The sequence below is a fragment of the Kribbella yunnanensis genome, from assembly GCF_039529655.1.
Classification (GTDB): domain Bacteria; phylum Actinomycetota; class Actinomycetes; order Propionibacteriales; family Kribbellaceae; genus Kribbella; species Kribbella yunnanensis.
The window spans coordinates 152,022-177,608 of sequence record NZ_BAAANF010000019.1 but is presented as its reverse complement, the minus strand read 5'-3'; the positions used below and the strand labels follow the sequence as shown (position 1 = coordinate 177,608).

General features: G+C 65.9%; 14 protein-coding genes and 1 tRNA gene. 10 read left to right on the top strand and 5 right to left on the bottom strand.

Annotation, left to right across the window (positions count from 1 at the left end; genetic code table 11):
* Positions 1–47 precede the first annotated feature (47 nt).
* Positions 48–120, top strand: a tRNA-Lys gene (locus ABD231_RS29660).
* 135 nt (positions 121–255) lie between these two features.
* Here the strand turns inward: ABD231_RS29660 and ABD231_RS29655 are convergent.
* The gene (locus ABD231_RS29655) at positions 256–465 is read right to left on the bottom strand and encodes a hypothetical protein (RefSeq protein WP_344159042.1); all 210 of its coding nucleotides are present in this window, start codon (positions 463–465) and stop codon (positions 256–258) included.
* Positions 466–1,174: 709 nt separating this feature from the next.
* Positions 1,175–2,401 (bottom strand): DUF6236 family protein, encoded by a 1,227-nt coding sequence (locus ABD231_RS29650; protein ID WP_344159041.1) that lies wholly within the window; start codon positions 2,399–2,401, stop codon positions 1,175–1,177.
* Positions 2,402–2,485: 84 nt separating this feature from the next.
* Between ABD231_RS29650 and ABD231_RS42260 the strand changes: the two genes are divergently transcribed.
* The 3 genes from ABD231_RS42260 (at position 2,486) to ABD231_RS29640 (ending at position 4,879) form a co-directional block, all read left to right on the top strand.
* Positions 2,486–2,806, top strand: coding sequence for a S41 family peptidase (locus tag ABD231_RS42260; protein WP_425554222.1), 321 nt, complete (start codon positions 2,486–2,488; stop codon positions 2,804–2,806).
* A gap of 218 nt (positions 2,807–3,024) precedes the next feature.
* Entirely contained in the window at positions 3,025–4,071 is a 1,047-nt protein-coding gene (locus tag ABD231_RS29645; protein ID WP_344159040.1) for a TauD/TfdA family dioxygenase, read from the top strand.
* Between the two features lies 1 nt (position 4,072).
* On the top strand, positions 4,073–4,879 hold the full coding sequence (locus tag ABD231_RS29640; RefSeq protein ID WP_344159038.1) for a TauD/TfdA dioxygenase family protein: 807 nt from the start codon (positions 4,073–4,075) through the stop codon (positions 4,877–4,879).
* A gap of 52 nt (positions 4,880–4,931) precedes the next feature.
* Here the strand turns inward: ABD231_RS29640 and ABD231_RS29635 are convergent, their stop codons facing one another.
* Positions 4,932–7,568, bottom strand: coding sequence for a tetratricopeptide repeat protein (locus ABD231_RS29635; RefSeq protein ID WP_344159037.1), 2,637 nt, complete (start codon positions 7,566–7,568; stop codon positions 4,932–4,934).
* A 142-nt stretch (positions 7,569–7,710) separates the two neighbouring features.
* Between ABD231_RS29635 and ABD231_RS29630 the strand changes: the two genes are divergently transcribed.
* The 3 genes from ABD231_RS29630 (at position 7,711) to ABD231_RS29620 (ending at position 10,678) form a co-directional block, all read left to right on the top strand.
* Entirely contained in the window at positions 7,711–8,421 is a 711-nt protein-coding gene (locus ABD231_RS29630) for a hypothetical protein (protein ID WP_344159035.1), read from the top strand.
* Positions 8,422–8,682: 261 nt separating this feature from the next.
* Positions 8,683–10,038 (top strand): hypothetical protein, encoded by a 1,356-nt coding sequence (locus ABD231_RS29625; protein WP_344159033.1) that lies wholly within the window; start codon positions 8,683–8,685, stop codon positions 10,036–10,038.
* A 124-nt stretch (positions 10,039–10,162) separates the two neighbouring features.
* Positions 10,163–10,678 (top strand): DUF2690 domain-containing protein, encoded by a 516-nt coding sequence (locus tag ABD231_RS29620; RefSeq protein WP_344159031.1) that lies wholly within the window; start codon positions 10,163–10,165, stop codon positions 10,676–10,678.
* Between the two features lie 251 nt (positions 10,679–10,929).
* Here the strand turns inward: ABD231_RS29620 and ABD231_RS29615 are convergent, their stop codons facing one another.
* Positions 10,930–14,127 carry an RICIN domain-containing protein gene (locus ABD231_RS29615; RefSeq protein WP_344159029.1) on the bottom strand — a complete coding sequence of 1,066 codons (3,198 nt, stop codon included), beginning with the start codon at positions 14,125–14,127 and terminating at the stop codon, positions 10,930–10,932.
* 206 nt (positions 14,128–14,333) lie between these two features.
* Between ABD231_RS29615 and ABD231_RS29610 the strand changes: the two genes are divergently transcribed.
* From ABD231_RS29610 to ABD231_RS29600, 3 genes are all read left to right on the top strand, one after another.
* Complete coding sequence (locus tag ABD231_RS29610; RefSeq protein ID WP_344159027.1) at positions 14,334–20,447, top strand: RHS repeat domain-containing protein; 6,114 nt, start codon at positions 14,334–14,336, stop codon at positions 20,445–20,447.
* A gap of 99 nt (positions 20,448–20,546) precedes the next feature.
* Positions 20,547–23,606, top strand: a complete 3,060-nt coding sequence (locus ABD231_RS29605; protein ID WP_344159025.1) for an AfsR/SARP family transcriptional regulator — start codon at positions 20,547–20,549, stop codon at positions 23,604–23,606.
* Between the two features lie 15 nt (positions 23,607–23,621).
* Positions 23,622–24,680 (top strand): ArsR/SmtB family transcription factor, encoded by a 1,059-nt coding sequence (locus ABD231_RS29600; protein ID WP_344159023.1) that lies wholly within the window; start codon positions 23,622–23,624, stop codon positions 24,678–24,680.
* 55 nt (positions 24,681–24,735) lie between these two features.
* Here the strand turns inward: ABD231_RS29600 and ABD231_RS29595 are convergent, their stop codons facing one another.
* Positions 24,736–25,416, bottom strand: a complete 681-nt coding sequence (locus ABD231_RS29595; protein ID WP_344159022.1) for a hypothetical protein — start codon at positions 25,414–25,416, stop codon at positions 24,736–24,738.
* Positions 25,417–25,587 lie beyond the last annotated feature (171 nt).

Sequence of the window (25,587 nt, the reverse complement as noted above, 5' to 3'; positions counted from 1 at the left end):
CCCTGCTAAGCTCCTCTTCGTTCGCAAGCAAGACCACAAAAGAACATGCGCCGCTAGCTCAATTGGCAGAGCAGCTGACTCTTAATCAGCGGGTTCGGGGTTCGAGTCCCTGGCGGCGCACAAACATGCAGGCCCGGGCACACATCGCAATGTGCACCGGGCCTTCGCGTGTCTCCGTGCACCTTTTCTGCACCTCTTATCCCCGGACCGCACCAGGATCCTCTTTACGTGATCGTGACTGTGCGTCAGATCACATCACTTCGCATCCTTGCCGCGATCGCGGATCCGAGCACTCGAGATCCGTTGAGTAGCCAGTTCCAACACGGACTGGAGGCTTGAGATGGGATCCGGACGACCACCGCTACCGATCGGCACCTGGGGGAGGATCTCGTCCCGGGTGCTGAAGACCGACCTGGCCAGCCCCGAGGCCGATCGACCGGCCAGCATCGCAGAAGAGATCATCATCCGCGCGATCTGTAGGTACGCCTACGCGTTGATGGACGAAGCCGATCTCGACTACGACGATGTTCTGGAGGACCTCCTCCTGGAGGACGCCGATTTCGAGTTGGTCTTCAGCATGGACATGGACGGCTTCGAAGACGACCCCGCGATGCAACGCTCCCTCGGCATGTGGGTACCACCGGTCGAAGGCTGGTTCACGCCGTTCAACGACAGCCGCGTCGTACATCCCTACGCGGAGACCAGCACAACGGCCGCGCGAGTACACGATCTCTTCCACCTGCTGGACACCGACGAACTGCAGGTCGCATCCCAAAACCCTGCCGTGGTCGACGCCCCCCGAGCCGATCACCGGACTGTCACCAATCAGCGAAGTTGTCCGCCTCGCACGTCAGCCATCAACCTCAGACCCCGAGACCTGGGTCGCCGACGGCTCCGCCCAGGTCAGGCTGGCTCACCTGGGAACCCCACGAAGACGCCGACATTGTCCGCACCGATCCCGTCATCCGATTCGTCCCCCACCGCACCATCCAGTCGCCCCAGATCAGCCCTGGGCCGAGATCGCGATGACCAGCGGCACCATCATGTATGTCCCGCTCTCATCAGCGGTCTCCTACCGTCCAGACCCAGACATCTACGACCAATGGAACTCAAGATTCGCACCACCCGAGCAGTGACCACCAGACCCGACCGACCCAGCCCCGACGAAGATCCGTCAGAGAGGGCGGTTGAGACGTCGGAGGTTGTGCATCAATCGGTGTACTGCAGGCTGCGGCTTGAGCTTGTCGCCCAGCAGCGTCAGGTAGCCGACCGGCGAATCGGAACGACGCTCCGATGACGCCTGGCGCGCGCCTTGCGCGATTCCGACGAGACCCGCGGCGACGGCGGCACCGCCAGCCAGCAGCGGCTCCTTTGCGAGCAGCCCGCCGGCCACCACGCCCGCGAGTGTCGGCAGCTCGTATTTGAAGGTCATGGTCGCCATTGCCGTCTTGACATGCATCCGGCGAAGGTCCGCGCGAAGCACTTTGGCCGGGCCAACGAGCCGATCATTCGCCTCCTGCTCGACATAGGCGCGAAACACTTTCGGATCCTGCACCGACGCCAACATCTCCTCAAGGTCTGCCGCGACCGAGTCCGCCAGCCGCCGAAAGGCCAAGAACTGCGGTCCGAACTCCTTGCGAATCTCGATGATCCTGGACGCCGGGATCCGCTCCAGATCCCGAGGCACTACAGCCCGGACCGCAACCAGCCCCACAGGCACTGGCAACCGCAAGGAGCGCTGCTCGAAAGTCTCCACGTTGCCCATCAACTTTCGCGCAGCTTCGGGGAGCAAAAGATTCATCATCCGCTGATGCGTCCAACCCGCCGCGACCGCAAACGCCTCCGCATCATCGGTGACCGGCTGCAGCTGGTTCGCCGCCGCGACATCCTCGGCGAGCGCTGACATGTACACGCGGGCCAGACTCTGATGCATCCACAAACCATGGCCGTCCATACGCGCAAGACCATGCCGGGTCAGGACGTTGACCAATTTCGGCGACACCTTCGACGTCCTCACAAAGTCACCCGAGGAATAGTCGCTCGATGAAACGTCGCCCGATGACGCGACCGTCAGGTACGGAGGCCCGGCCACCGCCCGGAAGCTCCTTGCCAAGTGGTTGGGAGCCATCTCCACACGGTAGCAATCGAGCACGCGGAAGTACCTCTGCACGAAATGCTGGAAGACATCGCATGCCGCCCGGGAGCGAACACCGACCCAGTACGGATCGACGTCCAACACGAAGTCGAGCCCATCCCGCAATGCGCACACCACGTCACTGTCACGCAGCGGATACTCCTCAGGGACGATCCGCCCGACCTTCGTCCAATACAACGCCGCGGTCTTGATCCAGGCATCTGACGGGAACTGAATGTTCGGGTGGTACAAGGCGATCTGATGCATCGGCAATCTCCAGCCACCTGACGCTGTTACCTATGACGAGCCACGCGTTCGACAAAGGGGTGCAAGGAGACTACCGACAGTTGCCTGTCGTACTCGACCACCACACGCCGCTCGCAACCTGTCGCCGTACTGCTGGATTCCAGGACCGGCGGCTCTGGCGAAGCCGTCGTCACCTCGTTCCTCGGTCTCCCGAACGTCAAATTGTTCGGGACCAACTCGGCCGGCTATTCCTCCGCCAACGTGAAGGTCAACCTGGACGACGGAGCATCGTTCCTGCCGACGACCTCCGTATACGCCGATCGCACCGGCAAGCGCTACGGCGGCGTCATCAGACCTGACGTCGCTACGAAGCCTGAAGCACCCGACGAGGCAGCAACCCAATGGCTACGGAACAGGTGCTCGTGACGGCCCCATCGCGGCCAACTGGCTAACTAGCCAGTTCCAGTGCCGGTGCGGAGCACGGCGTGGAGTAGCGCGTCGGCGGCCGACCGGTTCCGGTAGCACGGATGGACGTCTTTGTCGTCTCGTCGTGCACATCTCAGCTGGACGTGCACAGACCGAGCATCGAGCCCGCGGTCCGGACGCATTGTGGCCCGAAAGCCTGCACGGACTGGAGACGAACCATGACATCGCCTGCACGGACAGCGGTCCATTGGGACACCTTGGAGCTGACGAACGACGAGAACCGCATCCTCTCGCAACGCGCCGAAGCGATCGCGAGCAACCCGTACGACGACCTGCGTGCGTTCCAGGCGGCAGCCGGTCACGCTTGGTCGGAGCTTCGCGTGGAGACCCACGAGCGGGTGGCGGCACTCGCCAACGGGACCAGCCATCGGCCGGAGTTACACATCACGAACCTTCCGGCGTACCAGGAGCTGGATGCTACGCCGAGCAGGCATGTGCCGGGGCGCCGCACAGCCGACGGGTTCCTCAGCGAGTTCTTGACGCTGGTCTTCACCGCGGAACTCGGAGCCCCAGTCTCGTACCGGGACCAGCGCGAGGGTGCACTCTTCCACGACGTGTTCCCGACCCGCGTCCATTCGGCCGCCGTGTCGAGCTACAGCTCAGCCGTCCCGCTCGGGTTCCACACGGAGATGTTCTTCCACCCGGCACCACCAGACTTTCTAGTGCTGCATTGCCTTCGCGAGGGACCTGCCGCGACTCGCATCGCCGCGTTCAAAGACATGGTGGCCACCCTCGACACCGATGTCGCAAAGCTGCTTACGCAACCACGCTTCGCCATCGACCTGGCTCGCCTGCACGGCTCATACCGGCATCACGGCCGACCGATCGCCGAGCACGACCCACGTCCGGTCATCGCGATCAGTACTCCCAGCCGGCTTCGCTTCGAAGCGGGTCTGATGACAGCCATCGATCAAGCGGCGGCGCGGGCCATGCACCACGCCGAACAGGCGGCTGACAGTGCCTCGGTGGACGGCGTACTGCGGCAAGGCAGTCTGCTTCTCCTGGACAACCGACGGGCGGTACATGCGCGGTCGCCGTTCGATGCGCGCTTCGACGGAAACGATCGCTGGCTGCGGCGAACCATGGTCCGCGCCGGAACCCCGACCATCGGGTATCACGCGCACCCCGATCTCGAACTGACCGCGGCCTGGGCGCAAATGGGCGCACTGGTCACCGACGTGCCGTACCTCCCGAGGACGGCCTGAGATGGACATCACACTTCCCGAGCCCATCTACGCGGGCGAGCTGAGCCAGGCCGAGCTCGTCGGTGCGGCGCGCAGAACATTACGCGAGCACCACCTGGCTCGAATTTCGGGATACCGCGCGACCGCGACCCAGTTCATCGCCTTCGTCTCCGAGTTCGGTTACCCACTCACCTACTACGGTGACACGGCCGGCTCGCATCCGGATCACCAAGCGATCCATCGTGTGCGCTACGAGCACGACGGCTCCGAGCGCGGCGAGCTCCACGCCAGCGACGGCCCTCTGACCGTTCACTCCGCGCAGTCGCTGCGCGATCCCAGGCCGCCGTACTTCTGCATGTACATGGTCGATGCCGGCTGGCAGGACCGCGCGTTCGGGCTGAACGGCGAGTCGATACTCACTCGCTGGGAGAAGGTATTCGAACTCATCGGCGTCAGTCATCCGCACGAGTTCGAACAGCTGCGAGCAGCCGTGACGGCCGAGATTCCCTTCCCGGACGGCGTCTCCCGGGCGCTCGCCTATCCGCTGCCGGATCAGGCTGGACCGAATGATCTCGGCATCCGTCTCAAGTACGACCTGCTCGACTACCTGCGGGGACTCGACGCCGATTCGCCGGGCTATCGGGCGGTATCGCTGGTCGCCGAGACGGCCCCCCTGGCCGCATGGCACGGTCAGCTGCGGTCCGGCGATCTAGTCCTGATCGACAACGATCGCTGGGGGCACGGCCGCCACGAGGTCTCGGGTCGCCGGGTCGGCCCGAACGGTCGGTCCGACAATCCACGGGAGCTGTGGAGCGTAACCCTCGGCTGAGGGTTCCGGGATCGAGTCCTGGATCTCAGATGTACACGCCGAGCTACAGCGACTATGTGCTCGCTGGAGGGACGGTCTGCTGACCGAGTTCGGCGGTGATCCGTGCCGCCTGGACCTCGTGGGTGTGCGCTGCGGCCGGCTCTTCGAGGTGCCGGCCGCAGTCAGCCATCCCGAGGTGAGCGATTCGCTGCTCATACCGGTCCCCGAGGGCCTCTGCAAGATCGAGGGCTTCCTGGTACCGCAGTCGCGCCGCGGCGTGGTTCGACATCGCGCGGAGGATGTCGCCATGGATGTTCAGAGCTTCCGCCAGCGCCTGCTTGTCGCCTAGCTCGGTGTAGGCGACAAACGCGGAGCGATTGTCGGCCAGAGCCGACCCGTACTCAGCTCGTGCCAAATGCAAGAGAGCGCGACGGTGCACGATGAAGGCGCGGCCCGGCACATCGTCCACGTCGGCGATCTCTGCCGCCGCGTCGGCGAACGCGGCCTCCGCTGCCTCCAGCTCTTCGGTGGCGACCAGGACATTGCCCAGGTTGGTCAGCGCCAGTGCCACACCCTGCGGATCTCGCAACCTGCGGGACAGCTCAAGGGCTCGCCGAAACCGGCTGAGGGAGCCGGCATAGTCTCCGACCCGGTAGCGGACCGTCCCCAGGTTCGCCTGCGCAATCGATTCCCCGAACTCGTTCTCGCTCGCGGCGTACAACTCGACTGCCTGCACACTGCTCGCGTCGGCCTCGGCGTACAGTCCCAGGCGCTCATAGAGATGCCCCAGGTTCGCCAGAACGTTCGCCTGGTCCGTCGAATCGATCCCGGCCGCGACCGCGTGCTCGAAACCCTGCCGCTGATGCTCGACCGCCGACGGGTAGTCAGCCAGTGTTCCATCGATGTTGCCGAGGTTGATGTGGGCTCTGGCCAGCAAAAAATCGTCGCCGAGCAGATCCGCGAGGCTCAGTGCCTCCAGGCACTGTTCACGCGCCGCGCTGTAGTCTCCCCGGCGGAAGTTCACGACGGCGAGATGGATCAGGGACAGGCATCGCCGCGGCATGTCCGCGGTACGGGCGGCGAGCTCGTGCAGAAGCGCACCCTCCGAATAGAGCGCTCCAATCTCAAGGTACTTCGCGAGTACGGCCGCCAGATCTGCGGTCCAGTTCAGATCGCCCTCGCCGGCGACGTAACCGGCCACCGTCAGGATGTTGGCACGCTCGGCTTCGAGCCACGCACGTGCCTCGTCAGCTTCAGCGAACACCGGCGGCGCCGATGCGACGTTCAGCACCGGACGTCGGGATCGCTCATGAGGCAGGAGAACGTCCATGGCCGCCGACGCGCCGGCCGCATAGTGATCAGCGAGGCGCCCAGCGGCGATCGATCGGCTGCTCTGGGAATCGACGGTCACGGACAGGCGCCGACCGTAAGCCCGCACCACGTCGTGCAACCTGTATCGGCGCGAACTGATCTCTCGGATCAGGCTGGCGTCGGTCAACTGCTCCAGCGATGTCATGTTCGCGGTCGGCGCATCGCCCGTCAATGCGTCTGCCGCGTCGACGGAGCTCTCGTCGCAAGGCGAGACGGCCAGCAGCCTCAGGAGGCGCTGCCCAGCCGTGGTCAGGTCGTCGTACGAGACCGTGAGAGCCCGGTTGATCTCGCCCTCGAGGATGAGGTCATCGAGCACCACCAAGTGATCGGCGAGAGTCCAGTCGGCAAAGGCGTTGATGTGCCGGCCAATGGCCGCGAGTGCCTGCGGGAGATGGCCACAGCGCTGAGCGATCAGGGCGAGCTGACCGAACTGCTCCGCTCCGAGGTCATCGAGCCCGCCCGTCAGCCGCAGCAACTCGACGGCCTCGGCGTCGGTCATCGGGTCAAGGGCTGTGGCTGCGATTCCCTCGAGCTGACGCCGGCTGGTGATCATCGTGAAGGCCGTCGGCGAGTTCGGTAGCAGGTCCTGGACCTGCTCGGCCGAGGCCGCGTTGTCCAGCAGGAGGAACACCCTCCTGCCATTCATCAAGTTCCGGTAGCTCCGTACCTTCGCGCTATGTGCTCCCGGAAGTGGACCTCGCTGTCCCAGCCGGCGCAACAGCTGATCCAGAACGGCCGACGGATGCGCGGGCGGACGACGTTCCACGTCGAAGCCCCGAAGGTCGACGTACAACTGGAGCTCGCCGAGACCTTCGTCGGTTGCGCCGCGCGCGAGGCGAAGTGCGACCTCGGACTTGCCGACACCAGGCATACCGGTCAGAGCCCAAATCCCGCCCGGGACAACCCGAGCCGCGCTTTGACGCAAGATGCGGCTCCGACCGGTGAAGTACGGAGCCGGCAGCGGCATGGCCCCCATGACCTCGACAATCTGATCCGGGTCCGGCGGATGGAACACAGCGGACCACGCCTCACGCCACCAATCCTTCGCCTCGTCCGGTACGCCCAGGACCGACAACACGTCCATGAGGTTGTCGTACTTCCACTTGGTCCGGGCTGAGCGCTGCAACATTCGGCCAAGCACGCTGTGGCTCAGAGTCGGAACGTCTTCGTCGCGTCCGGCACGGCGGTACCGCAGCGCATTGACCTCTTCGGCCAGCGTGCGGTAAGCGATCGACCCCGCCCAGTCGACTGTTTGCTTCAGGACCATGGCGAGGTCGTCGACCTTCTGGGCCGAGCGCGGGTCAGGTGCTGGCGATGCGGAGTTCTCGCTCGGACTCACTGGTCGACCTCCTCGTCCCCGGCAGAGGGAGCGACCAGTGTCCCACCTTGTCCCACCGGCGAGACGTGGAGCTCGGGACGTCCGATCTTGGAATGGAGGCGCGGACGATCCGCGCCGTCGTCACTCACCATCTGGAGGACCAGTGACCACGTCCACCCCGTCGTCGGGCAATACCACTCCCCCGGCTCCGAGGTCTCACCTGCTCCGCAATCTCACGGTCGGCGCCGGCGTGCTGGCAGCGGTCGGCGGCCTGCTGGTCGGCATCGGCGCGGTGACACAGGCCGATGAGTCCAAGACGGACCGGACCGCCACCAACTCGGGAGGTTCGAACAACACGAGCAACAACGGCGACCACAACACCTCTGGGAGTAACAACACGGGAAGCAACAACAGCGGCGGCAACACGGTGGTCTGCCCCGCCACCGACTCCGGAGCCGTGACGAACTGCCCACTTCAGCAAATCATGGGTGACGAGACGCTGACCGACCCGGAGTTCCGCAAGCAGATCGCGGCAGTCTCGACGGACGCTCCCGCAGCACCCGCGCCCTATCAATTCGTCGTGGTCGACACGGGGAAACTTGGTGTGAAGGTCCGAACCGGTCCGGAGACCAGCGATATGCAGTTCGGATCGGCCGGCAACCGGTCGATCCTGTGGGTCGACTGCCAGGTGCGCTCCAGCTTCGACGCCGATCCGACAACCGGTGCCGGTCCGGTCTGGCTCAAGGTTCGCTGGCCGAACACCACCGGCACCGAGTGGGCGAACTCGCAGCCCCGGGACCCCGCGCGAGGCTGGGTCTACCGCGGTTACGCGATCCCGGCCGGTCACAACGGCGACATCCCCGCCTGCAGTTGATGCGCGGTCACCCGGTGGAGAAGCCGACGCTACCTGTGGTCCCAGGCGCGATGATCCGCAATCATCGATTTGGGGAAGCAAGGGGGCCGCATGGAGGGAATTCGGAGACGACCGATTCGGCTGGTACCACGAGAACGCGTGGCTTGGTTGCTGAGGTCACACCGGGTGCTGTCGAGCAGCACCCGGCTGAGTACACAGGCCGGCCTCGCCGCGGCCTTGTCGGAAGTGTCGCCAGCGGTAGGAAGGCTGAACGCCAGCTCCGTGTCACGTTGGGAATCCGGCCGGCTTGCCGTCTCGCATGCCACGCTGGACGCATACGAGCGGGTGCTTGAACTACCGGCCGGCTCGCTCACAGCTTGCGTGGACGTCATTCGGAGGTATTGGTCGCCGCAGGTGGCGGCGCCGACCTCGGCGTACCGGCGAGAGGGTGCGGACGCCGTACTGGACGATCTGCTCGACCGGATCGCGGTGGACGGCCCGCTGACCGCCACAGAATGGGACCTGCTGACCGAGCGGATCGTGCGTGTTCCTGGCCTGTATCTGCGGCAACGTGACTGGACCAGCCTCGCCGATCGGCTGCTGAGGGAACTTCTGGTCGCAGATCGAGGGCTCTACCTCCGGCGACGGGAGGCGTTTCACCGGCTGCTCGCACATCCGCAAGCCCAGGCTGCAGCCATTGGGGCGGCGGTCAGTGCCGGTGCTGACACCACCGGCCAGGGGATCATCGAGGCCGTCAGCATGCTCGACGGCAGCGCACACCCGGACGCGGCGGCTGCAGTCGTGCGGCAACTGGACCACCCCACTACATCCAGCGCACAGATCGGCGCACTACAGGCCGCCGTACGGAAGGTTCGCTTCGGCCACTTCTCGCCGGCGCAGCTGGCTCGGGTCAGTGAGATGGCGGGCGAGATGATCCGATCCGGCCGCGATGACGACGAACTGGTGGCGCTCGCGGACGAACTGAAGGTCGGGCAGATGCCGGCGTCGAGCGGATCATCCCGGCCAGGAGTCCTACTGGGCCGGCTGGTGCTCGGAATCACCGGCGCGGCCGGCCTCCCGGAATCACTGGACGACCAGGTGCTGCCGTTGCTGATAGAGGAGCTGATGTTCTCACCGTCCGCGGACGCGCGGCTGCTCGCCTCCAGCCTGGTCGCAGCCTCGCCGTTCCGCCCGACCGCCGCGCGGGCGGTCGCCGCGGAGCTCACCTCGGCGCGAGTCCTCATCGATCAGGCCGACTGGGCCGAGAAGCTCCTCGACACCCTGCGCTTGATCGGCGGACAGGACCAGGTCGAGCTCGTCCAGCGCGTAGCCACCGCCGACGGTATCCCCTCCAGCGTCAACCGCGCCGCCGCCATCACCATCGGCCACGTAGGCGGCAAGATCGACCGCTCGTTCTGGTCCCGCGGCTTCGGCAAGTACGTCGTACGGTGGCGCCGGCATCACCGCCCGGCCGACGCCCAGCAACTGGATGCTCTGGTCTACAGCGCCGGAGTCCTTGGCGAACGCTCAATCCTCACGACGCTCCGCGCCGACCCAACCCTTCCAGCGAAGGCCCGCACAGCCGCCGCCTGGTGGATCAACCTGCCGACGCACGTAGCTGACGGCGCTCGCACATAGCACCAGATCTCGTTGCCTGCAATGCCTCTTGCAGATCTCCAGAGGATCCGCATACGGCGACCTGGCACCGCCGATCGCGTTGCGATTGTCGTTACAGACATTCGCAAACCGTCAGGAGGCAACGATGAAAAGGACAACTCGCTGGGGCGTCATCGCGGCACTGCTCGTCAGCATGCAGACAGCTGCCGTGCCAGCCGGCGCGGCCCTGCCGACCTGCTACGCCGCAAGCTGCACCGGCTATCGGCCAACTGACGCCCAAGGCCCGAACGGCGTGCGCTGCTCGGATGACGCCCGCTCAGTGACCGCCGACAACCACCTCGTCTACAGCCCGCCGTTCACGGGCGCCTACCTCAGCGCCCAAACAGTCTCCGGCTACTGGAACTCAATCATGGTCGAACTCCGCTACAGCCCGGCGTGCCGCGCCACCTGGTCCCGTGTCTACTCCCGCGGCGATGCCAACTTCCACGGCAAACTCTCCACCTGGATCGTCAACCAGCCCAGCCAGGAAACCAACATCCACTACGACGGCTCAGGCGACTGGTTCACTCGCATGGTCGACGGCAGCAAGGTCAACTGCTTCGGAATGCAGATCTACCACCAGGACATCTGGCGGGCCTGGAAACAAGCGTTCTGCGTCTGACACCAGTACGTCGTAGTGGTGAGGTAGGAGTGGAGCTCAGCGAGGATGGGCCCACTCCATGATGCCGAAACGTTCTGTATCTCGAGAATCGAGATCGCGCCCGAGCTGCAGAACCGCAGCGTCGGTACAGCTCTAAGCCGAGTGAACCTGGAGCATTCCGACCGAGCGGAGAAGTTGCAGTCGCCGTCGGTTGCCGGCCGGACCCGCGCGTTCTGCATCGCCATCTCATTTCCGTGACCTGATGCAAAGTGTTACAGGCGGTCGAGGTACCAGTGTTGGTTGCTGGTGCCGAGGTATTGCCACAGGTGGACTTCGGCGCCTCGGTTGGGGTTGCTTTGCGGGATGTCGACGGCGAGGCCGCTGACTGTGGAGATGATGCTGTAGGTGCCGTTGGCGCTGGGCTCGACGCGCCAGGTCTGGCATGCCTGGTCGTTGGCCGTGGCGATGTCGACGACCGTTCCGAGTGTCGACCCGCAGGCGGCGGCGTTCAGTGGTTTCCCGGAGTTGCTGTCGAGGATCCGGTAGGCGTCATCGCCCAGGCTCTCGAACTGCCACTTCTGGCAAGGCAGTGCGGCTGAGTAGTCCCAGATCCGCACGTTGGCACCATCGGCGGTGTTGCAGTTCTCGATGTCGATGACGCGGCCGACGTTCACCTCGGACCGGATCTTGTACTGCCCGTCGAGCTGTGGGGTGTTCAGGGCTGCTCGGATGATCCATTGCTGGCTTGCCGCGGCCGAGCAGGGCAGTTGCTCGAGCCGGGCGCCGTTTGCCTGCGAGGCCCCGATCACCTCGGCGCATTTGCTGCTGTGCCCGAAGCGGAGCTGGACGACGGTGTCGTAGGAGCTGCCCTCGACGTAGTCGAGGGTCAGTTGCTGATTGGCTGCGCCCACACACGACCACTGCATCACCTGCGCGCGGTCAGCAGTTGAAGCGGCAGCGACCCCCAGGCATTTGGATGGCGCGTGAGCCGGCCGAACCTCGAACCGGTCAGTCCCGGCGACCCGGTTCAGCCGGAAACGCTGGTGCAGCGTGTTCTGGCAGTCCCATTGCTGATGCAGCGCGCGATCGTCGACATTCGCGGCCGGCAGTTCCAGGCACTTGCCGCTGTGCCGCGCCACGATCTCGTAGGTCCGATTCTCGATGTCGAAGCCCGGGTTGGTCGCGGCACCGACCGCAGCCTCGTCCCAACCGAGGACCGGTGCCGAGTACGTCGTACCGGTCGATGCGAGGCTCCACACCTGGCGACCGGTTCCACGCGTGCCCGACGATGCCACGAGAGCCACATCGTCCTTGCCGTCCAGGTCGTAGTCACCGGTGGCTAGTGCCGTGTCTGCCGGGTCGAACGTCCCGGCCTTGCGCCACCACAGTGCCGCGCTGAGCGCCGTACCGGTGTTCTTGAACACCCACAGACCAGTGTCCTTCGAGCCATAGTCGTACAGCGCAACCAAGTCGTCCTTGCCGTCGCCGTCGACGTCTGCCACCTCCGGGCGAGAGCGTTCCCAGCAGTACGACGTGTTGTCCGCCAGCTCAGCGGGCGTCGCGGCGAACGCCGTACCGGTCGAGCGGAACCAGGACGTGACCGTGTGACAGCCACCCAGGTTGCGCTGGTCAACCAGATCCGCCTTGCCGTCCCCGTCGATGTCGGCCAGAACGGGCGCACTGCCCGCCCACTCCCCCGGCGTGTCCAGCCAGCTGACCGGGTTGCCCAAGTCGCCGCCGCGGAACACCAGCGTCTCCCAACGACCTGCGCCGAGGTTGCGCTGCACCACGATGTCGGACTTCTTGTCACCGTCGACGTCCCCGGCGAGCACCCGTGCGGTCGACAGCGCCCAGCTCGACATGCCGCTGCTCCAGACCGGAGCCGCCGCACTGTCGTACCGGTTACCGTCGGACTTCAGCAGGTACAGCGAGTTCCGCCGCCCGGCCTCCTCCCGGAACAACGCGGCATCGGTCCGCCCGTCACCGTCGAAGTCCCCCTGCGCCGCTCGGCTGCGGAACAGCGGAAAGCCGCCGTTGTTGCCGGTGTCCCAGCCAACGAAGCCGGTCTCGAAACCATCCTCCTTGGCGTCCACGTTCCAGACCGAGGTCCGGCCGAACCCGTGATCGAGGACCAGCGACACATCCGCCCGCCCATCGCCGTTCACGTCGCCGCGAACATGCGGCACCGGCTTCGGTTCGGTGGGCTCGTTGGCCGACAACCCGTACGCCGGTCCGGCCGGGCTGATGTTGCCTGCGGCATCGACCGCTCGGACGTACAACCGTTTGGTCGGAACCCCTCCAGTCCCCGGCCAAACGGTTACCGGGATCACCGCCGTACCGTCCGGCCCAGCCTTCACCCGCATCGTGGTCTTGTCCTGCTGGAAGCCGTAGGCGTACTCGGCGACCCCGGCGTCACCGGCAGCCGGCCGAAGGGTGATCCGCCCGGTCTTCCCGACGTCGATCTTCGGTTCGCCGTCGGGAAAGTCGGCGGACTCGATGCTCGGAGTCTGCGGCCGGCTGGTGTCGATGCGGAAAGAGCACCGCCCGGTCCACGGCCCGTTGTCGAGTCCGTCGGAGCTGTTCGCCGAGTACGAGTACACCTGACCGTCGATCAGCTTGCCATCCGGGATCACCGGCCAGGCGAACGCCGCCCCCGATGTCGTCGTACTCGAGGTCACGGCATGGACCAGCGTGCCGTCCGCCTTGTGCAACTGCAACTGGGAGGTCAGGTTCTGCCCGTTCGGATCAGTGGCCACCGCGGAGAACTGCGGCTGCGTCGTACCGATCGGCGTCGGATCGGCCGCCGAGCCACACGGCAGCGGCCGGGTGAATTTCAGCTGCGTCGGCATCACCGGCGCGTGGTTGTAGACGATGGTGATCTTCGCGCTGCCGGGCACGAACTTCTTCCACTGGTTGACGTTGCCCTCATCCGGCGCCTGCAGACCAACGGTGACGAACCCGGTCTTGTTGTTCGCGGCCCGCTGAACCATCGCCGTCAGGTTCGAGCTGGCGAACTCCATCCCCATGTTCGGCTCACCACCAGCCGTCCAGGCGTGGCCGCTCGCGCTGTCGAGAAAACCCTTCCACGGAAGGGCGCCCTGGTTGTTCCAGGTCAACGGAACGGCCGGATCGATCGGTCCGGTCTCGTACAGGTTGACCGGCGTCGACGTCGAGGTCGGGCTGTGATCCAGGATGATCGAGAACGTCGCGCTGATGATCCGCGCGCCGCCGATCGGACCGGTCGGCAACTGGAAGAACGACCGGTACCGGACCTCACGGTCCCACGAGAACCCGACCTTCGCGCCCTCGGCACGGTCGTAGTTCCAGTACGACTGATTCGGCGCCATCTGATTCACATGCGTCCAGCGGTACGCCGTCCCGGTGTACGACAACCCGGTCGCCTGGGCCGCCGCCACCGCCGGAAGCCGAGGTTGCAACGTCACCGGCAAGGCGACCAGTAATCCGATCAACAGAATCAACCATCGTCTTGCATTCAGCATGTCCACCCCACAGGTCCGCGATCGTCACGGTTCGTGACGCACGGAGCACACCACGCTCGTCCAAGGCGCTCAACGGCTCTTTAGCCACGGCTAAAAGGCTCTCGACGCGCGCCAGAACCACTGCGACAAAGGGCGGACCTTGATGAGTCCACATCCTTGGGGAGGGGTTACACCGCATGCGACAACGACACCGCCGTACCTGGTACCGATCACTCGGGATCCTGGTCGGCTCCGCCCTGATCATCGGCCTGCACGGCCCGGCCGCCGAGGCCGCCGCGCAGCGACCGCCCGACAGCAAACCCTTCACGCCACGGAAGGAAAAGTCTGTCCCCGGCGTCAACGCCACCTTCACACCCGGCAAACCGGACCCGGCCGAAGCTGCTGCCCGCCCCCGCGCCGCCGCGGTCACCTGGCCGAGCCCCGGTACGGCGGAGGTCGCCGTACCGCTAGCCGACAGCAGGACACCGGCAGCCCGGCAACCCGGCAACCCCAAACCGGCCAGCCTGATCACCCCGGCCAAGGCCGGGGCGTTGCCGATCGCCATCGCCCCTGCCCACAAGCAATCCAAGTTCGCGGGCACCACACCGGCCAAGGTCAAGGTCGAGCTGGTCGGCCGCAAGGACAACGGCCTCGTACTACGCGTCGCGCGGGCCGACGGGCTCAAGCAGCCCGGCACAGTCAACCTCCAACTCGACTACAGCGCCTTCCGCGACACCTTCGGCGGCGACTGGGCCAGCCGGCTCCGACTGACTCGGTGCGCTACCACTTGCGAACCGGTTGCCACCCGCAACGACGGGTCCGGCCTGCTCTCCGCCGACGCGGCGGCCGATGCCACCAGTACCGAATACATCGTCCAGGCGGGTCCTTCCGGCACGGCGGGCGACTTCAGGGAGACCGGTTTGGCGCCGAGTGCCACCTGGAGTGTCGGTGGTTCGGCCGGCGACTTCACCTGGTCGTACCCGATGAGGATGCCGCCCAACCCGGCCGGGCCGATGATGGACCTGACGCTGGGCTACTCCTCCGGGAGCGTGGACGGCCGGACGACAGCCACCAACAACCAGCCCTCGTGGGTCGGTGAGGGATTCGACCTGGCACCGGGCGGTTCGATCGAACGGCGCTACGCGTCGTGCGGAGCGAAGTCGCAGCAGAACGGCAACAACGGCACGAAAGCCACCGGCGACCTGTGCTGGGCCACCGACAACGCCACGTTCACCTTGAACGGAAAAGGGGGCGAGCTCGTTCAGGACGACCAGACGAAGGTGTGGCATGCCCGCACCGACGACGGCTCCAAGATCGAACGTCTGAACAGCGCGGGCAACGGCGACAACGACGGCGAGTACTGGCGGATCACCGGCAAGGACGGAACCCAGTACTACTTCGGCTTGAACCACCTTCCTGGCTGGCAGAACGCAACCCAGGACACCCAGTCGGCATGGACGGTACCGGTCTTCGGCAACAACGACGGCGAGCCCTGTCACAAGACTGACTTCGCCGCGTCGTACTGCAACCAGGCCTATCGCTGGAACCTCGACTACGTCGTCGACACCCACGGCAACACGATGAGCCTGTTCTACGAGCGTGAACAGGACAACTACGCACGCAACCAGACCGCCACCACTGTCAGTCCGTACACCCGGGCCGGCAACATCGCCCGGATCGAGTACGGCCAGCGGGCCGGTCAGGTCTTCACCAGCCCGCCGACCGCGCGGGTCCTGTTCACCTCGGGCAACCGGTGCGACCCGGCCAGCACGAACTGTTCGGCGTACCCGGACACTCCGCTCGACCTCGCTTGCGCGAGTACGACCAACTGCAAGGACCACTACACGCCGTCATTCTGGACCAAGAAGCGGCTCGCCAAGGTCACCACCCAGGTCGCGCGCGGCACGACGTTCGGCGACGTCGAGTCATGGACCCTGCGACACACCTTCCCGCCGCCGGGTGACGGGACTCGCGCCGGCATGTGGCTGGAGGGCATCACCAACACCGGCTTGGTCGGTGGCTCCTCCACTGCGCCCGAGGTGAACTTCGACGGCGTTCAGCTGGCCAATCGCGTCGACGGAACCGATGGCATCCCGCCATTGAACTGGTGGCGTGTCTCGGCTGTCCACTACGGCACCGGCGGCGAGATCGCCATCTCCTATTCCGGCAAGGATTGCAGCTTGCCTGGAAATGTGCCGGCTCCGGACACGAACGGCAAGCGTTGCCATCCGGTGAAGTGGACCCCGGAGGGCCAAGCGGAGCGTCAGGATTGGTTCAACAAGTACGTCGTCACCGACGTGACCGAGAGCGACCGCGTCAGCGGCATCGAACCCGTGATCACGCACGTCGACTACCTGTCGCCGGCTGCGTGGCATCACGACGAGGAAGACGGCCTCGTCGAGATCGGCCGGAAGGGCTGGTCCCAATGGCGGGGCTACGAGCGCGTCCGGGTCACCAAGGGCGCGCCCGGCGGACCGCAGACAGTGACGGAGAACCGCTTCTTCCGCGGCATGGACGGCGACAAGCTCGCGAATGGTGGCACGAAGTCGGTCAAGATCACCGACTCCACCGGTGGACAGGTGCCCGATACACCCCAGTTCGCCGGCCAGTCCCGGGAGCGCCTCAAGTACGACGGCAGCACCGTCGTCGATCGCGCGATCACCACACACTGGTCTTCCGGCGCCACCAGCACCCGGACCCGGCCGTGGGGCACGACGAGGTCCTACGCCGTTCACGACCAGGCCATGCAGCAGGACCAGATCACCGACAACGGCTACCGGCGCCTCGTGAACCAGAACATCTACGATGCCGACGGCACTCTGGTCCGGGTCGACGACAAGAACGACCCGGCCAAGGCCGACGACGACGTCTGCACTCGCTACGAGTACGCCGCCAATCCAGCCAAGGGCCTGTCCGACATCAAGGTCCGGGAGCTGCGGATCGCCGGGTCCTGCGACCAACCGATCGTCAACGCCGACATCATCAAGGACGAACGGATCTACTACGACGGCGCCACAACTCCGGGCACCGCGCCGTCCAAGGGCGACAACACCAAACTGGAGCGGCTGTCCGGCTTCGATGCCGACGGGAAGCCGCAGTACCAGACCGTCTTCACCGCTGCCTACGACACCCTCGGCCGGCCGAAGGCGATCACCGATGCCCTCAACCGCACCACCACCAAGCAATACACACCGGCCGAGAACGGACCGGTGACGAAGGTGGTGCTGACCGAGGCCAACGGTCACCAGACAGCGCGGAGCTACGAGCCCGCGTGGGGTTCGGAGACGATCGTCACGACGCCCGATGGTCGGCACACGGATACGGCGTACGACCCGCTCGGCCGGAAGACCAAGATCTGGTTGCCCGGCCGCAACCGCGCGACAGACGTGCCCGACACCGAGTACCAGTACCAGGTCCGGGCCAACGGCCCTGACGTAGTGACGACGAAGACGCTGCAGACCGATGGCACCGTGAAGACGACCTACGACCTGACCGACGGGCTGATGCGGCCCCGACAGACGCAGAAATCGGCACCGGGAGGCGGCCGATTGGTCAAGGACACCTGGTACGACTCGCGGGGTCTCGAGGTCAAGACCAACCATTGGTACTACAACGACGCGCCCCCAGGAACCGACGTCCTGCTGCCTGTCGACAACGCGGTCCCGACCCAGACCACACTGCAGTACAACGGAGCAGAGGAACCGCGGCTGCAGACCTTCAGGTCAGAGGGACAGCAGAAGTGGCAGACGACGTACTCGACGACCTCGGACCGGTCGACGATCGACCCACCGACCGGTGAACAGCCGGAGACCAGACTGCTCGATGCCGAGGGCCGATTGGCCGAACTGCGCAAGTACGACGGCGACAGTCCGGTCGGCGCATTCCAGAAGACGTCGTACTCGTACGACGGCGCCGGCCGTCTTTCGTCCCTGACCGATGCTGACGGCAACGTCTGGAGATACGAGTACGACGTTCGCGGGCGCAAGGTCAGGGAGTCCGACCCGGACAAGGGCGTCACCATCTTCCGGTACGACGACCTGGACCAGCTGGTGTCGACGACCGATGCCCGCGGAGTCACCCTCGCGTACACCTACGACGAGATCGGCCGACGGACCGGTCAGTATCAGGACTCGGCGAGCGGCACCAAGCTGGCCGAGTGGACGTACGACACCCTCGGCAAGCGGCTACCGGTCTCGTCAACGCGCTACGTCGACGGCAAGCCGTACACGACCAAGATCACCGGCTACGACGCCGGCGGGCGCGCGACCGGAACGCAGATCGAGTTGCCGTCGACCGAGGGGGAACTGGGCGGAACCTACACGTTCGGAAAGACCTACCGGGCCAACGGTGCGACCGCGACAGAAACGCTGCCTGCGGTCGGCGACCTGCAGCAGGAGACTCTCGTCCATGGGTACGACGACTTCGACGCCGCGACCACCCTGTCGAGCGAACTCGGCAGCTATGTCACCGGAACCGAGTACACGCCGTTCGGCGAGTTGTCGGTCATGTCGATGGCACAGACCGGGGGCAAGTGGATCCAGAACAGTTACGAGTACGACGTCGCGACACGGCTGCTGAGCAAGGTGGTGACCGAACGACAGACGCTGCCACGACGCGTCTCCGCCGTGAGCTACAGCTACGATCCGGGTGGCAATGTCACGAGGATCAGCGATGCCCCGGGCGACGGCGGAGCGACCGACACGCAGTGCTTCGACTACGACGCCGCCAAGCGGCTCACCGCGGCCTGGACGCCGGCAAGTGGCGACTGTGCCACGGCACCGAGTGTCGATGCGCTCGGCGGGCCCGCGCCGTACTGGAACTCCTGGACGGTCGATGCCACCGGCAACCGAACGTCCGAGACCCGGAGGTCATCGGGCAGTGCCAGTACGACGACCTACGAGTACCCTGCGCCCGGGTCGGCCCGTCCACACGCCGTGACGAAGACCACGACGACGGACGGGGCCACCACGAGTTCGAACACCTACGCGTACGACGAAACCGGCAACATGAAGGAGCGCACGATCGCCGGCGTAGGTGAGACGCTCACCTGGGACAGCGAAGGCCACCTCGCGACATCGGTGCGGGACGGGAAGACGACAAGCTTCCTGTACGACGCCGACGGCAACCGGATGATCCGCCGGGACACGAGCGGCACCACGCTGTACCTCGGCCAGACCGAGGTGACGCTGAAACCGGACGGCACCACCGCCGCGACCCGCTACTACCAGCACAGCGGCAAAACCATCGCGGTCCGGACCGGCGGCCACCTGTCATGGCTCGGCACCGATCACCACGGGACTCCGACGATGACCATCGACGGGGATACCCAGCAGGTGCAGCGTCGCCGTACCGATCCCTACGGCAACACCCGCGGCGACAAACCCGTCGGTTGGCCCGGCCAACGCGGCTTCGTCGGGGGCGCCGAAGACCTGTCGACAGCTCTGGTTCATCTGGGCGCCCGCGAGTACGACCCGACTATCGGGCGCTTCATCTCCGTCGACCCACTTGCCGACCTCAACAACCCCCAACAACTCAACGGCTACTCCTACGCCAACAACAATCCGACAACCTATGCCGACCCCGACGGCCGCTCCCCCGACGGCGGCATCATCGAGGTGCTGCTCCTCATCATCGTCGTTGTGCTGGTCATCTACATCGTCTACAAGCTGGTAGAGGCGGTGGTGGAGGCCCTGGTGCCGGTGATCCGCAAGGTAGCCAACTGGATCGGCGGGATCCTGGACGTACTGAACCCCACCAAGCTGCTGATCGTGTTCATCGCGACTCTGATCACCACGTGGAACTGGGTGGCCGAACAGGTCCGGAACTGGGTCAAGAACACCTTCAAGCGGAACCTCAAGCAGATCCAGCGAGCCGAGCGGCCGCAGAATCCCGGCAAGCAACAGCCCGAGACCCAGGCCAAGGGCAAGGGCGGCGGCAAAGAGAAGGGCGGCGATCAGAAGAAAGGCGACTATCAGGGTAAACACGAGTGGAAGCCCAAGCACGAGTGGAAGCCGAAGCATGAAAGGCAGCCTGGATCTCACCGTGCCAACGAAGAGGGGCCACAGCGTCCGGAGACCGACTATCAGCCGCGCCACAACACCAAGATGGACCGAGCCTCCGACTGGGCCGACCGGAACCTCGGAGAAGGGCCGCCGCTGTTCCGTGGCCCCCGTGCGCCGTGGAAGGAAGTGCTGTGGTGGATCGGCTATGCCGCGTTCGTCGTGTCGCGATTCATGGACCCGCCGGAACCGGGATTCCACCCGCCGCACGAGTTCGATCCGCGACACGGCCCTGAGCCGGTCCTGAGCTGAACTCGTGGCAAGGGCCGGCCATCGATGGCCGGCCCTTGTAGGGTCGACAGACTGGGTGTTCGAACTGTTCATGCTCCCCCCGTGGTCTAACGTCATGAGTTGGACGCGAAGGGGATGGTGTTCTTGCTCTTCAACGTGCTGGGGACGTTTGAGGTTCAGGATGCGGATGGTGGGCGGATCAAGGCCGGGGGCGGCAAACAAATCACGACACTCGCCGTCCTGTTGTTGTTCGCCAACAGCTGGGTCAGCTCGCACCGCCTGATCGACTTCTTGTGGGAAGCAGATCCGCCCCGTTCCGCGGCAGGCAACCTGTCGACCTATCTGTGGGGTCTTGGACGGGTGCTGCCGCCGACTCGGGCGGGAGCGACGCGGATCGAGCGGGGGTCGGGGCGCTACCGGCTGAGTGTCGAGCGGGCCGAGCTCGACAGCTTCACCTTCGAGGATCTAGTGGCCGCAGGGCGCCAGGCCAACGACGCCGGAGACCGTGAGGAAGCCACGATCCGGTTCGAAGAGGCCTTGGCATTATGGCGAGGCGTGCCGTTCGAAGGCCTCGGGTCCCCGATGCTGCACGAGGCTGCGGCGCCGCTGCTGGAGAGTCGCTGGCAGGTCGAGGACGAGCTGATCGATCTGCGGCTCGAACTCGGTCAGCACGCGGCTGTGGTCGGCCGCCTGCAAGAGGCAGTCGCCGCGCAGCCGACGCGGGAACATCGCTGGGAGCAACTGATGCTCGCGTTGGACGGCTGCGGGCGGCGTGCCGAAGCACTCGACGCGTTCCAGCGGGTCTACCGATTCCTCGGCGAAGAGCTAGGCGTCGAACCAGGTCCGCGGCTCAAGGAACTACAAGCTCAGATTCTCTCGGCAACTCGATCAACAGCGGATCGCCCCAAACCATCCGCGACGCCGGGCACCGTCGTACCGGCGCAGTTGCCTGCTGCGGTGCCGGATTTCACCGGGCGTCGAGAGGCCTTGAAGTACCTCGACAACCTTGTCTCCATCGAGAGCGGCGTGTCCGCGGTCGTGATCAGTGCCATCACCGGTACGGCGGGTGTCGGGAAGACGGCGCTGGCCGTTCACTGGGCGCATTCCGTGGCTGACCGCTTCGCGGATGGGCAGCTGTACCTCAATCTGCAGGGCTACTCGACCGGCCGCCCGATCGAACCAAGCCAGGCACTCGAATGGATGCTGCACGCGCTCGGCGTACCGGGAGACCAGGTGCCGCCCGATCTGGAGTCGAAGGCAGGCATGTACCGGTCTGCGCTGGCCGGGCGTCGGCTGCTGATCGTGCTCGACAACGTGAGCGCCGTCTCCCAGGTCCGCCCGCTGCTTCCAGGCTCACCAGGCTGTCTTGCCCTCATCACCAGCCGGGATTCCCTGACCGGCTTGGTCGCACTCGACGGCGCGCGACGGGTCGACCTCGGCGTACTGACTGACGAGGAGTCGCTCGATCTCCTGGCCCGCCTGCTCGGCCCCGAGCGGGTGGAAGCGGAATCGGCCGCCGTCGCGAGGCTCGTCGAACTCTGCGCACGCCTCCCGCTGGCGCTCCGCCTGGCGGCCGCCGGCGTCGGCGCGACCATCGCCGACTCGGTCGACCGGCTCGCGGAGGATCAGCTCGGGCTCCTCGCCGTCGACGGTGACCCCGAGGCCGTCGTACGGCGGCAGTTCGACCACTCGTATCTCCGGCTGACCGGGCCGCAGCAACGCATGTTCCGGCTGCTCGGCCTGATCCCGATGCCCCAGGCGGGCCCGTACGCCGCGGCCGCCCTGGCCGACGTCTCGATCGCGGAGGCGACTCGGCTGTTGCGGCAGTTGGTCGCGGCACATCTCGTGGAGGAGCCGGTCACCGACCGGTACACCTTTCACGACCTCCTACGGGCCTACGCCGTCCAGCTGACACAGCAGGAAGACTCACCTGCCGACCGCGATGCGGCAAGCGACCGGCTAGCCGACTGGTACCTGACAGCCGCCGGCGCCGCCATGAACCGGATCGACCCGCGACGGGTCCAGCTCCCGAATCCCCCGGCGCCACCGCCCATCGGCGTACCGGTCTTCGAGACTCATCAACATGCGATGGAGTGGCTGGAAACCGAGCGGCCTGCCCTGCTGGCCTTGACAGCAGATGCAGAGCGACGAGGCCGCAACGATCGCGTCTGGCAGTTCCCGCAGACGCTCTGGCGGTTCTTCTACATTCGTGGCTACCAGCAGGACTGGATCAGCACCCACGAGTCAGCGCTGAAGGCCTGCGAGCAACTGGGTGACGAATGGGCTCTGGGCGAGACGCTGCACAACCTCGCGGGAGCTTGGCGACGTTCTGGCGACACCGCCGCGGCTATCGCCTACGCCGAGCGCGCGCTCGTGATGCGTCGTCGATGCGGTGACCAAGCCGGCGAAGCATCCACTCTAGGAGCTCTCGGGACGATTCGGATGATGCTCGGCGACAACCTGCCGGCGCGCGAACACCTCGAGCAATGCCTGGCAATCCTCCGGCAGATCGCCGGGCCTCCCCATCAAGCGATGGGGCTGATCAACCTGGGCCTGCTCGACCATGTGACCGGACGCAACGTGGAGGCGCTCGATCGACTCGGAGAGGCTCTGGAACTGTTTCGTCAGTTGGGAAACCGGATCGGTGAAGCCCATGCTCTTGGTGCGCTCGGCAAGACGTACGAGGCACTGAGCGACTATCCCGCGGCCCTCGAACACCAACAGGCTGCCCTCGAGCTGCACCGCGAACTCGGCGAACGCTGGAGTGAGGCGAACGCCATCAGCAATCTTGGTTCGGTGCTCTGCCGGCTCGGCCGGTACGGTGAGTCGCTGCAGCACCAGAAGGAGGCGCTTGCCATCAGCAACGAGCTCGGAGACAGCGAACTGGAGAGCAGCATCCGGAACAGTCTCGGCGAGCACCACCTCGCCGTCGCCGACCATGACTCTGCCGCCACAGAGTACGAGTTGGCGCTGAGCCACGCCCTCCGCACCGGCAACCGCCGAACGCAAGCCGCCGCCCACCACGGCCTCGCCCGAGCCAACCACACACTCCACCGGCACGACGTGGCCCACCGACACTGGCACCAAGCACTAGCCCTGTACGCCGACCAGCACCTCCCCGAGGCCGATGCCCTCCGCACGGAAATCACGACCCTCGACGAAACCTGCGCCGTACCGTAAGCAGTTGGAAGTCGCTTGGAACTTTTCTGGAAGTCGGTCTGTGAGCATGCGGAGAACGGCCGATCACGGACGGGGGAAGCGATGGTGCTGCGGATCTACTTCACGAGCGAGGACCTTCGGAAGGTACGGATCGCGGGCGGGCCGCATCCGTTGTGGGAACTGGTCCTGAGTATCAACTGTCTCCAGCAAGACGCATTGCCGCCGCAGTACTGGACCTGGCGGGATTCAGTGGGCACGCGGGGCCGCGCTCGCGCACTCGATGCCAGGGTGCTGCAGTCCGCGTGCGCCGTGGTCCCAGCCGCCGGGAACTTCGCCGACTTCCTGACCCCCACCGTCGATGAGCTCGATGCACAGGCTCACTTCGAGTCCATGCTGGCACTGCCGGCCGCCGCTGTTCGGGCCGATCTCACCCGCACCTACCGCCGCCTCGACCAGCCACCACGCTGGGCCCACCGGTTACACGAACTAGGCCGGCCCGACGGGGTGGTCCGACTCCTGCGCGACTACCGGGCCATCGCACTGCAAGGCCCGGTCTGGGGCGAGGTACATCGACACGTCGAGACCGCCCGGGCTCGCTACGCACATGATCTCCTGAGCGGCGGGCTCGACGTTCTGCTAGCCGGCCTGCACCCGTCGATCCGCTGGAAAGCGCCCGTCCTCGAGGCGGACTACTCGTACGATCTGGATCTCGAACTGGGCGGCCGCGGCCTGCAGATCGTCCCGGCGTACTTCAACTTCGGCGGACCCCTCACCTTCATCGACGGCGACCAGCCACCGACCCTGGTCTGCCCAGCTGTCCGGGACTGGGACGGCATCGGCACGATCACCCCAACCATTGACACCGCCGGGCTCGGCGACCTGATCGGACATACCCGCGCCAAACTGCTCGCCGCTCTCGGCATCGCCGCGTCCACCAACCAACTGGCTCACCGCCTCCACGTCACCCCGGCCGCCATCAGCCAACATACAAAGACCCTGCGCGAGGCCGGCCTCGTCACCACCACCCGAACCGGTCAATCCGTCCGCCACGCCGTCACCCCGCTGGGCCGTTCTCTGCTCAGATCCGACCGTTGACCGCATACGGCCGAGCGCGATGTCGTCGACGGCCCGGCGCCTCTGTGCGGTGAGCTCAGGCGCGGACCAGCAGCATCACCTCGGACGCCAGATGGCTGTTGGTCCGCCGGGCCTCCAGGCAGTGCATGCTGCTGTGGACGCCACGGAGGCCATTCGCGACCTCGTCGTCGAACATGTCGGCCACGACGGTGGCGGCCAGTAGGCCCAGCCGAGCTGCAGGTCCCCTGGCCGGCACCAGCTCCGGGGATGCTGTGATCGCCGTCACCGTGCCGACGGCCAGCGTGGTCATCCGGCGAGCCAGGATGCGCCAGGCCTGTTGATCGCGTTTGCCTTCGGCGCCGCTGTAGGCCGGTCCGCTCCACTTCGCGTACTTCAGTTGCTGGGCGGTGCCGCGCAGTATGAAAGGCGCCACCTCGGGGATGACCGGCGTAACAGCGCGAGACTCGTCGAGGAGCGCGGCGACGAATTGGATGAAGTGCTCCCAGGATTGGCCGGGTCGAGCTTTGGAGCGTGGCGGTTGCCAGGTCGACAGCAAGACACTGAATGCGAGGACGACCAGCTCGACGTCCTCGCCGGCGAGCCGGCGAGCTGTGTTTCCGTCCGCCATCTCCAGCAGGTCCTGTTGCAAGAGATGCAGATCATCTGCTTGCAGCGAATGGGTCAGGACGATGTCCAGTGCCTGACCCAACGCCTCGGACACCGCGGGGTTCCGGCGTACGGCCGATCGTCCCACCATTGGGCGTGCTCGCCGTGGAACAAAGCCCAGGCCTGCGGGGTCACTTGGATCAGCCACCGCCTGGATATCAAGCAGGTAGACCGCGCGCTGTCGGTGGCATTGGTCGGCTGATGGGATGGGTGGGGTGAGTGCCAAGACATGCTGGGAATCCCTTACCAGCAAGCGATTCTG